Annotated in this window: 12 protein-coding genes; 8 read left to right on the top strand and 4 right to left on the bottom strand. The window is 65.8% G+C overall.

Annotated features, from left to right (window positions below; genetic code table 11):
* Window positions 1-15 precede the first annotated feature (15 nt).
* From J3U95_RS01485 to J3U95_RS01460, 6 genes are all read left to right on the top strand, one after another.
* On the top strand, window positions 16-1,014 hold the full coding sequence (locus J3U95_RS01485) for a Nit6803 family nitrilase (RefSeq protein WP_208276940.1): 999 nt from the start codon (window positions 16-18) through the stop codon (window positions 1,012-1,014).
* Complete coding sequence (locus J3U95_RS01480) at window positions 1,011-2,114, top strand: MSMEG_0568 family radical SAM protein (RefSeq protein WP_208276939.1); 1,104 nt, start codon at window positions 1,011-1,013, stop codon at window positions 2,112-2,114. The genes J3U95_RS01485 and J3U95_RS01480 overlap by 4 nt, the downstream gene beginning before the upstream one ends.
* A complete protein-coding gene (locus J3U95_RS01475; RefSeq protein ID WP_208276938.1) occupies window positions 2,111-3,100 on the top strand; it encodes a sll0787 family AIR synthase-like protein in 990 nt (329 codons plus the stop codon). The genes J3U95_RS01480 and J3U95_RS01475 overlap by 4 nt, the downstream gene beginning before the upstream one ends.
* A complete protein-coding gene (locus tag J3U95_RS01470; protein WP_208276937.1) occupies window positions 3,093-3,380 on the top strand; it encodes an MSMEG_0570 family nitrogen starvation response protein in 288 nt (95 codons plus the stop codon). Before J3U95_RS01475 ends, J3U95_RS01470 begins: the two co-directional genes overlap by 8 nt.
* A gap of 72 nt (window positions 3,381-3,452) precedes the next feature.
* Window positions 3,453-5,768 carry a UvrD-helicase domain-containing protein gene (locus tag J3U95_RS01465; protein ID WP_208276936.1) on the top strand — a complete coding sequence of 772 codons (2,316 nt, stop codon included), beginning with the start codon at window positions 3,453-3,455 and terminating at the stop codon, window positions 5,766-5,768.
* A gap of 166 nt (window positions 5,769-5,934) precedes the next feature.
* Window positions 5,935-7,158 (top strand): MFS transporter, encoded by a 1,224-nt coding sequence (locus J3U95_RS01460; protein ID WP_208276935.1) that lies wholly within the window; start codon window positions 5,935-5,937, stop codon window positions 7,156-7,158.
* Here J3U95_RS01460 and J3U95_RS01455 read toward each other — a convergent pair.
* Genes J3U95_RS01455 through J3U95_RS01440 form a run of 4 tightly spaced genes read right to left on the bottom strand, consistent with a single transcriptional unit; the run spans window position 7,139 to window position 10,009 of the window.
* Window positions 7,139-7,687 (bottom strand): TetR/AcrR family transcriptional regulator, encoded by a 549-nt coding sequence (locus J3U95_RS01455; protein WP_208276934.1) that lies wholly within the window; start codon window positions 7,685-7,687, stop codon window positions 7,139-7,141. The genes J3U95_RS01460 and J3U95_RS01455 overlap by 20 nt on opposite strands.
* Window positions 7,688-7,693: 6 nt before the next feature.
* Window positions 7,694-8,476, bottom strand: coding sequence for a BPSS1780 family membrane protein (locus J3U95_RS01450; RefSeq protein ID WP_208276933.1), 783 nt, complete (start codon window positions 8,474-8,476; stop codon window positions 7,694-7,696).
* Window positions 8,477-9,445 (bottom strand): homoserine kinase, encoded by a 969-nt coding sequence (locus tag J3U95_RS01445; protein WP_208276932.1) that lies wholly within the window; start codon window positions 9,443-9,445, stop codon window positions 8,477-8,479.
* A 60-nt stretch (window positions 9,446-9,505) separates the two neighbouring features.
* On the bottom strand, window positions 9,506-10,009 hold the full coding sequence (locus J3U95_RS01440; protein WP_208277061.1) for a hypothetical protein: 504 nt from the start codon (window positions 10,007-10,009) through the stop codon (window positions 9,506-9,508).
* A gap of 199 nt (window positions 10,010-10,208) precedes the next feature.
* On the opposite strand from J3U95_RS01440, the gene polA reads away from it, so the two are divergent.
* Window positions 10,209-12,980, top strand: coding sequence for a DNA polymerase I (gene polA / locus J3U95_RS01435; protein WP_208276931.1), 2,772 nt, complete (start codon window positions 10,209-10,211; stop codon window positions 12,978-12,980).
* A gap of 353 nt (window positions 12,981-13,333) precedes the next feature.
* The gene (locus J3U95_RS01430; RefSeq protein WP_208276930.1) at window positions 13,334-14,134 is read left to right on the top strand and encodes an 8-oxoguanine DNA glycosylase OGG fold protein; all 801 of its coding nucleotides are present in this window, start codon (window positions 13,334-13,336) and stop codon (window positions 14,132-14,134) included.
* Window positions 14,135-14,203: the final 69 nt, after the last annotated feature.

Genomic DNA, 14,203 nt, shown 5'->3' with positions numbered 1-14,203 from the left:
AAGGAGGGCGGCACCATGAACCAAGCGAACAGGGTGGTCAGGGCGGCGGCGGTGCAGATCGCACCAAGCCTGGACAGCGCCGACGGCACCGTCGCCAAGGTCTGCGACGCCATCGCCGAGGCGGCGGCGCGGGGCGCGCAACTGGCGGTGTTCCCGGAGACCTTTGTTCCCTACTATCCCTATTTCTCCTTCATCCGGCCGCCCTTCGAGCAAGGTCCCGAGCACCTGCTGCTGTATGAACGCGCGGTGACGGTGCCGGGGCCGGTGACCCACGCCGTCGGCGCGGCGGCGCGCCGCCACGGCGTCGTGGTGGTGCTCGGCGTGAACGAGCGTGACCACGGCTCGCTGTACAACACCCAGCTGGTGTTCGATGCCGACGGCGAGTTGATCCTCAAGCGGCGCAAGATCACGCCGACCTACCACGAGCGCATGGTCTGGGGCCAGGGCGACGCCAGCGGCCTGAAGGTGGTCGACAGCGCGGTCGGCCGCCTTGGCGCGCTGGCCTGCTGGGAGCACTACAACCCGCTGGCGCGCTACGCGCTGATGGCGCAGCACGAGGAAATCCATGCCGCCCAGTTCCCCGGCTCGATGGTCGGACAAATCTTCGCCGACCAGATGGAGGTGACCATCCGCCACCATGCGCTGGAGTCGGGCTGCTTCGTCGTGAACGCCACCGGCTGGCTCACCGACGCCCAGGTCGAGGCGATCACGCCGGATCCCGAGCGCCGCAAGGCGCTGCGCGGCGGCTGCTGCACCGCCATCGTCTCGCCCGAAGGCAAGCTGCTGGCCGAGCCGCTGCGCAGCGGCGAAGGCATGGTCGTGGCCGACCTGGACCTGGCCCTGATCACGAAACGCAAGCGCATGATGGATTCGGTCGGCCACTATGCGCGGCCCGAACTCCTGAGCCTCATGATCGATCCGCGCCAGACGGCGCCGATGCAAGCCATGCAGCCCATGCAGGCGGCCGAGCCGGGCGGCACGCACAACTCAACCCAAGCACTGGAGCAGCCATGAACCTCATGAACCAGCAGTTGATTGCGGAATTGCAGTCGGTCGGACTGCGGCTGGGCGACACCAGCGTCGGCGCGCCGAGCCGGCGCGGCGGCGCCGGCCCGACCGACCACAAGGCGGTCACGATCGATGGCCACACGGTGATGGTCCCGGTGCACACGGCCGGCGCCTGGAGCTCGCCCTACGTCGCCGCGCCGCGCGCCGACGGCTCGACCCGCATCGTGCGCGACGGGATCGAGCTGGCCGTCGTGTCCTTCCCGCGCCAGCCGCGCTTCTACAAGCTGCAGACCTACGACGGCGTGCCGTACTCCAAGATCGCCACGCTGCACGGCGCCGACGTGCTGGCGACCACGGTCCTGCAAAGCTGCATCCGCTATGAAAGCCGGCGCAAGGCTTGCCAGTTCTGCGCGATCGGCCAGTCGCTGGCGGCCGGCCGCACCATCCTGCGCAAGACGCCGGAGCAGCTGGCCGAGGTGGCGCGCGCCGCGGTGCTGCTCGACGGCGTGAAGCACATGGTGATGACCACCGGCACCCCGAACGCCCTAGATCGCGGCGCGCAGATCCTGTGCGAGAGCGCGTTCGCCGTCAAGTCGGCGGTCGACCTGCCGATCCAGGGCCAGTGCGAACCGCCAGACGACGACGCGTGGTTCCGGCGCATGCGCGATGCCGGCGTCGATGCATTGGGCATGCACCTGGAAGCCGTGACGCCGGCGGTGCGCGCGCGCATCATGCCGGGCAAGGCGAGTGTGCCCCTGGAGCGCTACTTCAGCGCCTTCGAGGCGGCGGTCGCGGTGTTCGGCCCGGGGCAGGTGAGCACCTACATCCTGGCCGGCCTGGGCGACACGCCGGACGCCATCCTGGCCATGAGCGAGCGCCTGGTGGGCATGGGCGTGTATCCCTTCGTGGTGCCGTTCGTGCCCGTCACCGGCACCCCGCTCGAAGACCATCCGGCGCCCGACGCCGCCTTCATGCGCGCCATCCTGGCGCCGCTGGCGGAAATCCTCGCGCGCGGCAATCTGCGCGGGGCCGACATCAAGGCGGGTTGCGGACGCTGCGGCGCCTGCTCGACCCTGTCCACCTACGAAAAGCGGCCGGCGGCATGAGTGACACGACGCTGGAAGCGTTGGCCGCCGCCCTGCGCGCCAGCCCCGGTTTCGCGCACAAGCGCGACATCGAGGGCGTGCTGCCGGCCCTGCGCGGGGCCGCACCCACCCGCGTCGCCATCGGCGACGATTGCGCGGCGATCCCCGACGGCGACGGCTACCTGCTGTTCGCGATCGAAGGCTTCCTGAACGCGTTCGTCGAGCGCGAACCCTGGTTCGCCGGCTATTGCGGCGTGATGGTCAACGTGAGCGACATCTATGCCATGGGGGGGCGGCCCACCGCGGTCGTGGATGCGCTGTGGAGCCGCGGCGGCGAGGCCGCGACGCCGGTGCTGGAGGGAATGGCGGCGGCCTCCCTCGCATATGGCGTGCCCATCGTCGGCGGTCACAGCAACCGGCGCACCGACCGCGAACAGCTGTCGGTCGCCATCGTCGGCCGCGCACGGCGCCTGCTGACCAGTTTTGACGCGCGTCCGGGCCAGCACCTGGTCGCCGCGATCGACCTGCGCGGACGCTTCCAGGAGCCGTATGCCTACTGGAACGCGAGCGTCGGCGCGCCGCCGGAGCGCCTGCGCGCCGACCTCGAGATCCTGCCGGCGCTGGCCGAGGACGGCCTGGCGGCGGCCGCCAAGGACATCAGCATGGCGGGCGTGGTCGGGACGGCGCTGATGCTGCTCGAATGCTCCGGCATCGGCGCCGTCATCGACGTCGACCTGGTGCCGCGCCCGGACGGCGTCGACCTGGAACGCTGGCTGGGCGTCTTTCCCAGCTACGGCTTCCTGCTCAGCGTCGCCGACGAGCACCTGGACGCCGTGCTGGCGCGCTTCACGGCGCGCGGCATTGCCTGCGCCGCCTTCGGCCGCACGGAAGCGGGCAGCGCCGTCGCCCTGCGGCGCGGCGCCGAACGGGTCGCGCTGTGGGATTTTGAACAGGAAGCCTTCATCGGCTGCCACGAGGGAAGCAAGAAGGGAGGACTTCATGCCTGAAGTACGTTTTCTGGTCCGCTGGCCGGATGCCAGTTCCGACGACTGCTATTCGCCATCGACGGCCATCAAGGAACACCTGGACGCCGGCACGCCGTACGCGCTCGCCGACTTCCTGGCGCGCAGCCGCAGCGGGCTGACCGCCGCCAGCGAGCGGGTGCGCGCCAAATACGGTTTTGCCTGCTCGTCCGCCATGGACCAGCTGGCGCGCATCGAAAGAAAGGCAGCGGCCTTCGAGGGCGATGACGAGGCGGTCGTGCGGGTCGAGCGGTTTTCACCCTGACCTCGGCCGGCAAACGTTGCGGCGGCGCGAACTGGATGGGCATACAGTAAAACGCGGCGGTATAATGGCCGGATGCAGACCCTTCTTCACAACCTTAATCCCGAACAATTGGCCGCCGTCACTCTGCCATCGCAGAGCGCGCTGATCCTTGCTGGCGCCGGCTCCGGCAAGACGCGCGTGCTGACCACGCGCATCGCCTGGCTGATCCAGACCAACCAGGTGTCGCCCGCCGGCATCATGGCGGTGACGTTCACGAACAAGGCGGCGAAGGAGATGCTGACCCGTCTGTCGGCGATGTTGCCAATCAATACACGCGGCATGTGGATCGGCACCTTCCACGGCCTGTGCAATCGCCTGCTGCGCACGCACTACCGCGACGCCGCGCTGCCGCAGACCTTCCAGATCCTCGACTCGCAAGACCAGCTGTCGCTGATCAAGCGCATGCTCAAGGCGCACAACGTCGACGACGAGAAGTACCCGGCCAAGAACCTGATGTACTTCATCAACAACGCCAAGGACCAGGGCCTGCGCGCGTCGCAAGTCGAGGCCTACGATCCGATCGAGCGCCGCATGGTCGAGTTGTACGAGTTGTACGATCAACAGTGCCAGCGCGAAGGCGTGGTCGATTTCGCCGAGCTGCTGCTGCGTTCGTATGAACTGCTGGCGCGTAATGGTCCGCTGCGCCATCACTACCAGATGCGCTTCCGCCACATCCTGGTCGACGAGTTCCAGGATACCAATGATCTGCAATACAACCTGCTGAAATTGCTGGCGGGGCAGGGAGAAACCGGCGGCGGCGCCATCTTCGCCGTGGGCGACGACGACCAGAGCATCTATGCCTTCCGCGGCGCCAACGTCGGCAATATGTCGGCCTTCGAGCGCGACTACCAGGTCAAGAACCTGATCAAGCTGGAGCAGAACTACCGCTCGCACGGTCATATCCTGGACAGCGCCAACTACCTGATCGCCAACAACACCAAGCGCCTGGGCAAGAACCTGCGCACGGATGCGGGCCAGGGCGAGCCGGTGCGCGTGTACGAGGCCTCGTCCGACCTCGAAGAAGCCCAGTGGATCATCGAAGAGGCGAAAAGCCTCATGAACGAGGGCATGCCGCGCAACGAGATCGCGATCCTGTACCGCAGCAATGCGCAAAGCCGCGTGATCGAGCACGCGCTGTTCGCGGCCGGCCTGCCGTACACCGTGTATGGCGGCCTGCGCTACTTCCAGCGCGCCGAGGTCAAGCACGCCATCGCCTACCTGCAGCTGATGGACAATCCGCACAACGATTCGGCTTTCCTGCGCGTGGTGAACTTCCCCACCCGCGGCATCGGCGCGCGCTCGATCGAGCAGCTGCAAATGGCGGCCGACAGCTACGGCATTTCGCTGTACGCAGCCGTGCCCTACATGACCGGCAAGGCGGGGACGTCACTGGGCGCCTTCGTCAAACTGATCGAAGGTGCGCGCTTCGAAACCCAGCAACTGCCGCTGCCCGAACTGGTGCGCGTGGTGCTCGAGCGCAGCACCTTGCTCACGCATTACGCCAACGAGAAGGAAGGCGCCGACCGCATCGAGAACCTGGAGCAGATGGTCAACGCGGCCACCCAGTTCGTGCAAGAAGAAGGCTTCGGCATCGGCGCGCCCGCTCACCTCGGCCCGCCATCCCAGGCCCAGGCCGGCGAGGCGGTGGTGTACCAGGACGGCATCGAGGTCATCGACGGCGGCGCGCCGCTGCCGACCGTGATGTCGCCCTTGTCCGCCTTCCTGTCGCATGCCTCGCTCGAGGCGGGCGACGCCCAGGCCCAGGCCGGGCAAGAAGCATTGCAGCTGATGACGGTGCACTCGGCCAAGGGCCTGGAATTTGACGCGGTATTCATCACCGGCCTCGAAGAAGGCCTGTTCCCGCACGAGAGCAGCGCGCGCGAAGCCGAGGGCGTGGACGAAGAACGGCGCCTGATGTACGTGGCGATCACGCGCGCCCGCCGGCGCCTGTACATGAGCTTTACCCAGCAGCGCATGCTGCACGGCCAGACGCGCTTCAACATGAAGTCGCGCTTCTTCGATGAATTGCCCGAGGAAGCGCTCAAGTGGCTGTCGCCGCGCGTGCAGACCGCGTGGTTCGCGGGCCGCAAGCAGACGACGGCCTGGGACGACGCCAAGTTCCGCGACGGCGGCAGCGACAACAAGATCGCGCAGCAGATCACGCAGAAGTCGGGCAATGGCACCGGCTGGCGCGTGGGCGAATCGGTGTCGCACGCCAAGTTCGGCGAAGGCGTGATCGTCAATATCGAAGGCGGCGCCGGTGCGGCGCGGGCCCAGATCAATTTCGGTTCGGCAGGCATGAAAGTGCTGGACCTGTCGATCGCCAAGCTGGAAAAGATTGGCCGCTGAGCCGGGAAGCCTTCAGGCAGGTCTTTCAGGGGGCCGGTTGACGTTCATCGTCGACCGGCCCTTGTCATTTCCGTCTCGCTATTTCACTTGACCTCTCTATCGTACGCACGTACGATGAGTGTCGTACACTTGTACGACACTCACTCGATACAGCGGAAGGCTCGATATGGTTGTTTCCCGTGCAGCGCGTTACGCGCTGTTTTTCCTGTTCCTCATTCCCGGATTCGGCCTGGCCAGCTGGGCAACGCGCACGCCGGCGCTGCGCGATGGCCTGGGCGCCTCCACCCAGCAAATGGGCATGATCCTGTTCGGCTTTTCGTGTGGCGCCATGTGCGGTGTGCTCAGCGCGGGCTGGCTGGTGCAGCGCTTTGGCGCGAAGCGCATGGCCTGCGCCGGCCTCCTGGCCTTGCAGTCAGGCCTGGTCCTTCTGGCCCTGAGTCCACTTGCCGGCAGTGCGGTGCTGGCATTCTGCGGCTTGTTCGCCTTCGGCGTCGGCATCGGTTGGGCCGAGATCGCGGTCAATATCGAAGCGGCCGCCGTGGAGCGGGCCGGCAAGCGCCAGATCATGACGACGCTGCATGGCTTCTTCAGCCTGGGTACCCTGGTCGGCGCCTCGCTCGGCATGGCGATGACGGCGCTGCAGATGCCGATCCAGGCTCACCTTGGCATTGCCGTCAGCGCGAGCGTCGTGGTCATCATCCTCGCCATTCGCCGCATGCCGCAACTGAGCCGCGCAAGCGAGGGCGATGCCGCGGACCCGGTCGGAGCTGGGGCCAGCGTATGGCGACAGTTGCGCGACCCGAGCCTGCTCGTGATCTGCTACATCGTCCTGGCCATGGCGCTGGCCGAAGGCACCGCCACGGACTGGCTGCCGCTCCTGATGATCGACGGCTACGGCTTCGACGCCACGCTGGGCACGCAGATCTACGTTGGCTTTACGCTCGCCATGACGATTACCCGCTTTGCTGGCGGCGCCTTCGTGGAACGTGTCGGCAAGGTGAATGCGCTGTACGCGAGCGCCATCCTGGCCACGCTGGGATTGGCATTGATCGTCGTGTCGCCCTGGCCATGGCTGGCGGTGGTGGCGGTGCTGGCCTGGGGCGTCGGCGCGTCGCTGGGTTTTCCGCTGGCGATCTCGGCCGCCGCGGACACCGGCGGCAATCCGGCCCAGCGCGTGAGCATCGCGGCCACGGGCGGTTACCTCGGCTTCCTGGTCGGACCGCCCATGCTCGGCTTCTTGGGAGAGCATTACGGGCTGCGGCTGGCGATGGTTCCCGTCATGCTGGCGGTAGCGCTGGCGTTAGTCGCGACGGTGCTGTTTAGCCGCTACCGGGTGCGCGCCGTGCATTCTTCGACCGCCACCGACCTGCTCAGCGCGTCAGTGCACTGAGCGCCCGCGCGACGTCTTCGCGCGAGACGTGCTCGCGGTTCAGGAAGTTATGGATCGTGAAGCCTTCGAGCAAGGCGTCGACCGCCTTGGCCGTCGGGAGGTCGAAATGCAGTTGCAGGGCAGTGCGGCTGCGTTCCATCCACTCCTCGGCCAGGGAGCGATACTCGGGATTGCGCGACACGAAGGTATACAGTTCGAAGCTGAACATCATCTGCTTCGACAGCGGGGAAACGGCGCCGTAGATCAGGTCGACCACGGTCTCGCGGGCCGCGTCCGGGTCGGGCGCCGCTTTCAGGCGCGCGGTGAACGCGGCCGCGATATCGGCGCTCATCTTCGCGAAGGCCTGGGCCAGGATGTCGTTGATGCTGGCGAAGTGGTAGGTGATGGTGCCGGGCGACACACCGGCTGCTTCGGCGATGCGGCGCGCGGTGGCCTGGGCGGCGCCGGCGCTGACGATGATGTCCAGCGCCGCATCGATGATCAGCTGCCTGGTGTCGGCCGCCTGGGCCAGGTGTCGGTCTCTGGCCATGCCGGCTTATTTCTCGAGGCTGACCTTGGCGGCCGCGTCCGGGCCCTCCGGCTTGCCGAAAATCTCCCGATACCCCGCATACATCGCGCACTGCAGCAGCAGGATGAACAGGAAGATCACCCACATGATCACCACCCGCGCCAGATTGTTCCCACCCAGCAGCATGGCGATCACCATGCACACCGCGAAGAAGATCGCGAACCAGGCCAGCAGCAGCACCAGGAACACGCCGGCGCTGCGCTTCACCGCAAAGAAGCTGTAGAACACGGCCTTGAACGGCGGCATCTTTTGCCAGTAGGTGAGCGGGGCGGCGAAGCACAGCGAGATCAGCGCCGCCACATCGACTGCAAAGATCAGGAACATCGCCATCACGTCCGATCCCGCCAGCACGGCCGGGGTGCCGGTCGTGCCCTGGGCCCGGACCTGCTCCCAGAACGTCGCATCGACGGTGAAACGCGTAATCAGCGCCAGCACCAGCGACACGCCCAGGTAGACCACGCCGACCTTGCACAATTCGCGGAACACCGGCTTGCGGAATCCCGTCAGCAGCACCGCGGGCGAGACGCGCTGTCCACTTTCGATCATCGAGCAAGCCATCATGAAGGCCATCGAGAACGAGGGAATCAGCACCACCGCCACCATCGGTCCCAGCAGCGGCACGGCGCTGATCAGGATGCTGATGAGGATGTTGGCGAACAGCAGCGTGGTGAGAGCCGCGGGTTGTTGACGGAACAGGCTGGCGCCGCGTTTGAGCCAGATCCAGCCGGTGATAGCAGGCAAATTGTTCATTTAGGGCAAATTCGGCGCCGGGCAAGCGATGCGCTCGCGCAGGATGCGTTCGAAATGGGTCGGATCGTGCGGCGTCAACAGCTCGGCCGCGCGGGGAAGATGCAGATCATACAGGCGCGACAGCCAGAAGCGAAGCGCGCCGGCGCGCAGCATCGGCTGCCAGGCGGCGCGTTCGTCGTCGGTGAATGGCCGCACCTCATGGTAGGCGTCCAGCAGCGCACGCACCCGGGCTGCGTCAAGAACGCCGGTGGCCAAGTCGACGCACCAGTCGTTGACGGTCACGGCGACGTCGTACAGCCAGGTGTCGACGCCGGCAAAATAAAAGTCGAAGCAGCCGCTCAGGCGCTCGCCCTCGAACATCACGTTGTTGCGGAACAGGTCGGCATGCACCGGCCCGCGCGCCAGCTGCGCATAGGTGGGGCCGGCGGCGAATTCGCTCTGGTACGCCACTTCGCTGCGCAGCAGCGCAGCTTCGGCTTCACTCAAGTAGGGCAGGACGGCCGGCGCGGTCTCCACCCACCAGTCCAGGCCGCGCAGATTGGGCTGATGCAGGGCGAAATCCTGGGCCGCCAGGTGCATGCGCGCCAGCATGCGGCCCACTTCGGCGCAGTGCACCGGCTGCGGGTCGAGCTGGGAGCTGCCTTGCAGGCGGCTGACGATGATCGCCGGCTTGCCGTGCAGCGCGACCACCAGTTCGCCGACCGTGTTCGGCACCGGCGCCGGCACCGGAATGCCGCGTTCGGCCAGGTGGGCCATCAGCTTGACGTAGAAGGGGAGCTGGTCGAAGCGCAGGTTTTCGAAGATCGTGAGCACATACTCGCCAGACCGTGGACCATGCGCGGTACTCAAGAAAAAATTGCTGTTATCGATGCCGGAGGAAATGCCTTCGAGCCCGACGGCCTGGCCGAGCGGGTACTGCTTGATCCACTGGTGAAGGTCATCCAGCGAGACCGCGGTAAATACTGCCATGTGCTAACAAAAGAGTAGGTGAGAGCCCGCCGCCGCGGCCTTGCGCCGCGGCAATCGGGATCATTGTTTGGTGGTCGGCTCCAGCGCGGGCGGCGGCGGCACGTCGGCGCGGGCGGGCACGCCCGGACGCGCGGGGGCCGGCGCGACCGGCTGATCGGCTGTGTCCTGCTTCTTGGGATTGCCAAAGTCGAATTCCATCACCGTCCATTGTGGGGCACGGATGTTGTTGCTGGTGGCATCGCCGGGTTGGGCGTTACCTGGTGCAACGTTGGGCTTCATGGTGTAGCGGCTCGGGCCGCTTTCTACGTCGACCTGGGTGACCGTGCCGTCGTTGCTGCGGCGTTCGGTGATCTTGGTGCGCTGGCGCGGCGGAATCGTGGTGGCCGGCGTGTCGCTGCCCGGCTCGATGCGTTCGAGTTCTGGCGGCGCATCGCTGGGACGCTGCTGGTTCTGCGGCGGAGTCGGCGTCGATTGCGTCGGAGGCAACGCCGACTGCTGGGCCGCGGCCGAGCCGGCGAGCAGGCAAAGCGTCAGGAGGGCGGAGCGGGATGTCGAGCGCAGCATGATGGTCACCTAATGTCGTTTAGTCCATTGTAGCAAACAGCGTCCCTGCCCAGTGAAAAGTGTGCCAAAACCTTATGTTTTCAGAGGGGAAAGAGCCTTGAAGCTCAGGCGCGGCTGCTGATGCGGATTCTGCGATAATGGCGATTACTCTGGCGCCACGGATGGCGCCGCCTGCCGAAATCCTGAATGTCGCCCCCTTATGGACAATACCCTGCTGCTCGTTGACGGTTCCAGTTATCTTTATCGCGCCTACCACGCGCTGCCCGACCTGCGCAGCCCGGACGGTTTCCCGACCGGCGCCATGCACGGCATGGTCAATATGCTGCGCCGCCTGCGCGCCGACTTCCCGGCCGCCTACATCGCCTGCGTCTTCGATGCCAAGGGCAAGACCTTCCGCGACGACTTGTATCCAGAATACAAGGCCACGCGCGCCTCGATGCCGGAAGACCTGGGCAAGCAGATCGAACCGATCCACGAAGTGGTGCGCTACATGGGCTGGCCGATCCTGATGGTGGATGGCGTCGAAGCGGACGACGTGATCGGCACCCTGGCGGTGCAGGCGACGGCGCGCGGCATGAAGACCGTGGTCTCGACCGGCGACAAGGACCTGGCCCAGCTGGTCAACGACAAGGTCATGCTGATCAATACCATGACCAACGAGCGCATGGACGAGGCCGGCGTGCTGGCCAAGTTCGGCGTGCCGCCGAACCGCATCATCGACTACCTGACCCTGATCGGCGACACCGTCGACAACGTGCCGGGCGTGGCCAAGTGCGGCCCCAAGACGGCCGTCAAATGGCTGACCCTGCACGGCTCGCTGGACGGCGTGATCCAGAACGCGGCCAGCATCGGCGGCGCCGTCGGCGCCAACCTGCAGGCCGCCCTGGAATGGCTGCCGAAAGGCCGCGAGCTGATCACCGTCAAGACCGACTGCGACCTGGTCAAGCACGTGATCTCGTTCGAGGAATCGCTGGTCGGCCGTCCGGAAGACGCCGAGGCGCTGCGCGACTTTTTCCAGCGCTATGGTTTCAAGACGATGCTGCGCGACCTGGGCGGCGCCAAGCCAAGCGACGGCAGCGTGCGTCCGGCCGCCGGCAGCGCGCCGGGCGGCGCGCCGCTGAACTCGCCGGAAGGCGCGGCGACCCTGGCCGGCATGCCGGTCATCAAGGGCGAATACGAGACCGTCCTCACCGACGAGCAGCTCGACAAATGGCTGGCGCTGGTCGACGCGGCCGAGCTGACCTCGGTGGACACCGAAACCACCTCGCTCGACCCGATGATGGCCGAAATGGTCGGCATCTCGCTGTCGGTAGAGGTGGGCAAGGGCGCCTACATCCCGGTGGCCCACCGCTACGCCGGCGCGCCGGACCAGCTGTCGCGCGAGCACGTGCTGGAAAAGATGCGCGGCTGGCTGGAAAACCCGGCCAAGCCGAAGGTGGGCCAGAACCTCAAGTACGATATGCACATCTTCGCCAACCATGGCGTGACCCTGAAAGGCATCGTGCACGACACGCTGCTGCAATCGTATGTGTTCGAGTCGCACAAGCCGCACGATATGGACACGATGGCGATGCGCCACCTCGGCTACACCACGATTCCCTACGTGGACGTGTGCGGCAAGGGCGCCAAGCAGATCTGCTTCGACCAGGTCGAGCTGGCGCGCGCCACCGAGTACGCCGGCGAGGATTCGGACATCACCCTGCGCCTGCACCAGAGCATGCTGCCGGAAGTCGAGAAAGACGCGGGGCTCACCCGCATCTACCGCGAGATCGAGATGCCGACCATGGAAGTGCTGCACAAGATCGAGCGCAACGGCGTGCTGATCGACAGCGCGCTGCTCGACGTGCAATCGGGCGAACTGGGCAAGCGCATGATGGAGCTGGAACAGCAGGCCTATGAAGCGGCCGGCGGCCCGTTCAACCTGGGTTCGCCGAAACAGATCGGCGAGATCTTCTTCGGCAAGCTCGGCCTGCCGGTGATCAAGAAGACCGCCACCGGCGCGCCGTCGACCGACGAAGAAGTGCTGCAAAAGCTGGCCGAGGATTACCCGCTGCCGAAGATCCTGCTCGAGCACCGCGGCATGTCGAAGCTGAAGTCGACCTATACCGACAAGCTGCCGAAGATGGTCAACCCGAACACCGGCCGCGTGCACACGAATTACGCCCAGGCGGTGGCGATCACAGGCCGCCTGTCGTCGAACGAGCCGAACCTGCAGAACATCCCGGTGCGTAACGCCGAAGGCCGCCGCATCCGCGAGGCCTTCATCGCCGCCCCCGGCCACGTGATCGTCTCGGCCGACTATTCGCAGATCGAGCTGCGCATCATGGCGCACATCTCGGGCGACGCCGCGATGCTCAAGGCTTTCGCCGACGGCGAGGACATCCACCGCGCCACCGCCGCCGAGATCTTCGGCATCCCGCCCGCCGACGTGCAGAGCGAGCAGCGCCGCTACGCCAAGGTGATCAACTTCGGCCTGATCTACGGCATGAGCGCCTTCGGCCTGGCCGGCAACCTGGGCATCGAACGCGCCGCGGCCGCCAACTATATCGAGCGTTATTTCGCGCGCTTCTCGGGCGTGAAGCAGTATATGGACAACACGCGCCTGGAAGCGAAGGCACGCGGCTACGTCGAGACCGTGTTCGGCCGCCGCCTGTGGCTGCCCGAGATCAATTCGCCGAACGGCCCGCGCCGCGCCGGCGCCGAACGCGCGGCGATCAATGCGCCGATGCAGGGCACAGCGGCCGACCTGATCAAGCTGGCGATGATCGCGGTGCAGGGCTGGATCGAAGGCGAAAAGCTGGGCACCCGCATGATCATGCAGGTGCACGACGAACTGGTGCTCGAAGTGCCGGAAGGCGAGCTGGAACTGGTGCGGGTCAAGCTGCCGGAGCTGATGGCGGGCGTGGCCAAGCTGGACGTGCCGCTGTTGGCCGAGACCGGCGTGGGCAAGAACTGGGAAGAAGCCCACTAAGTCGCGCCGATGCGATGCAGGCGTCCGGGCGACGAGACCCGGGTTCCTGCCGTTAGGATAAACGGCAGCGCGATTGATTTGTGTTGTAAATTAGTCTACACTGAAGTCCTTCGTCGTTGAAGCATGCAACGACTCCGCGTAAAAAAAGGGCGCGGATAATTTGGATCGATATCCACGTGCTAGCGTGGCAGGCCAGCAAAGGCCACCTAGAGTTTCAGGTCTTCGATCGATAGCTTCGACGAAGGTTATTGACAGTGCTTGTGTACAGGCACTGTCAATAACCCTCGTCGATGTCTTAACCGAAGGCCATGGGGGCCGCCGCAAAGTCATCGCATACTTTTCAGGAGAATCCGATGGCAGCCCGCTCTCTCACCTATCCCTTCCAGCCCGCTTTCCGCCCCGAGTTTATCGCGCTGCTGCGTTCGACCGCCGAGCCAGCGCCATGGGAAGGATTGTCGGCAATCGACTGGGCGCGCACCTTCGATGCTGGCCTGGCAAATGTCCTTGCCGCCGCGGGATATGCCGAACTCCATGCGCGTTTGACTCGCCAGCAACTCGCCGCATTTTGCGCGCGTGACGACGTTCCCATCGCGCTCCGGGTCGCGGCTGTCATGGCGTGGGGGCGCGCGAATTATCGCAGCACGCGGAACAACAAGCTGCTCTGGGCTTCCATCCCCAGAATCGCCGCACTGATCGAGCGACTTCCCGGAATGACCCGAGCCCAGGCATTCGACGATTTCCAGCATCTCGCTTCCAGTCGCATCCTGCAGGGCATGCGCGCTTCGTTCTTCACCAAGTTGATGTTCTTTATGCGGTGTCCAGGGGCTCTCATTCTGGATCAATGGCTGGGCAAGAGCGTTCTTGCGCTGAGCGAGGAAAACTGGCATGCGAAGGCAGGAGGAGCGCCGGCATTCATGCGGTCACGCGACCATTTCATCCGGTTAAGTCCTGGGGGAACCGGCATTCACGAACGCATGTCCGGGCATGATTACGAGCGGTACTGTCTCGCGCTTGAATCGCTCGCCCGCCCGCTTGGCTGTCTCGATGCGGCCGATACCGAACGGTGGCTGTTTTCCGAGCCGCGGTCGGAATGGCGTCGTTTGCTTAAGACACTGGACTGGAAGGCGAGCACCGTTCGTGCGGCCATTTACTGAAAGGGGCAGTCTGCGCCGGGGCTCAGCGATATGCGAGAGCGGAGCGCCCGGCAGCGGTCGTCTCTCTAT

It is taken from the genome of Massilia oculi, from assembly GCF_017582745.1.
GTDB lineage: Bacteria > Pseudomonadota > Gammaproteobacteria > Burkholderiales > Burkholderiaceae_D > Telluria > Telluria oculi_A.
This window is presented reverse-complemented; position numbering and strand designations above follow the sequence as displayed.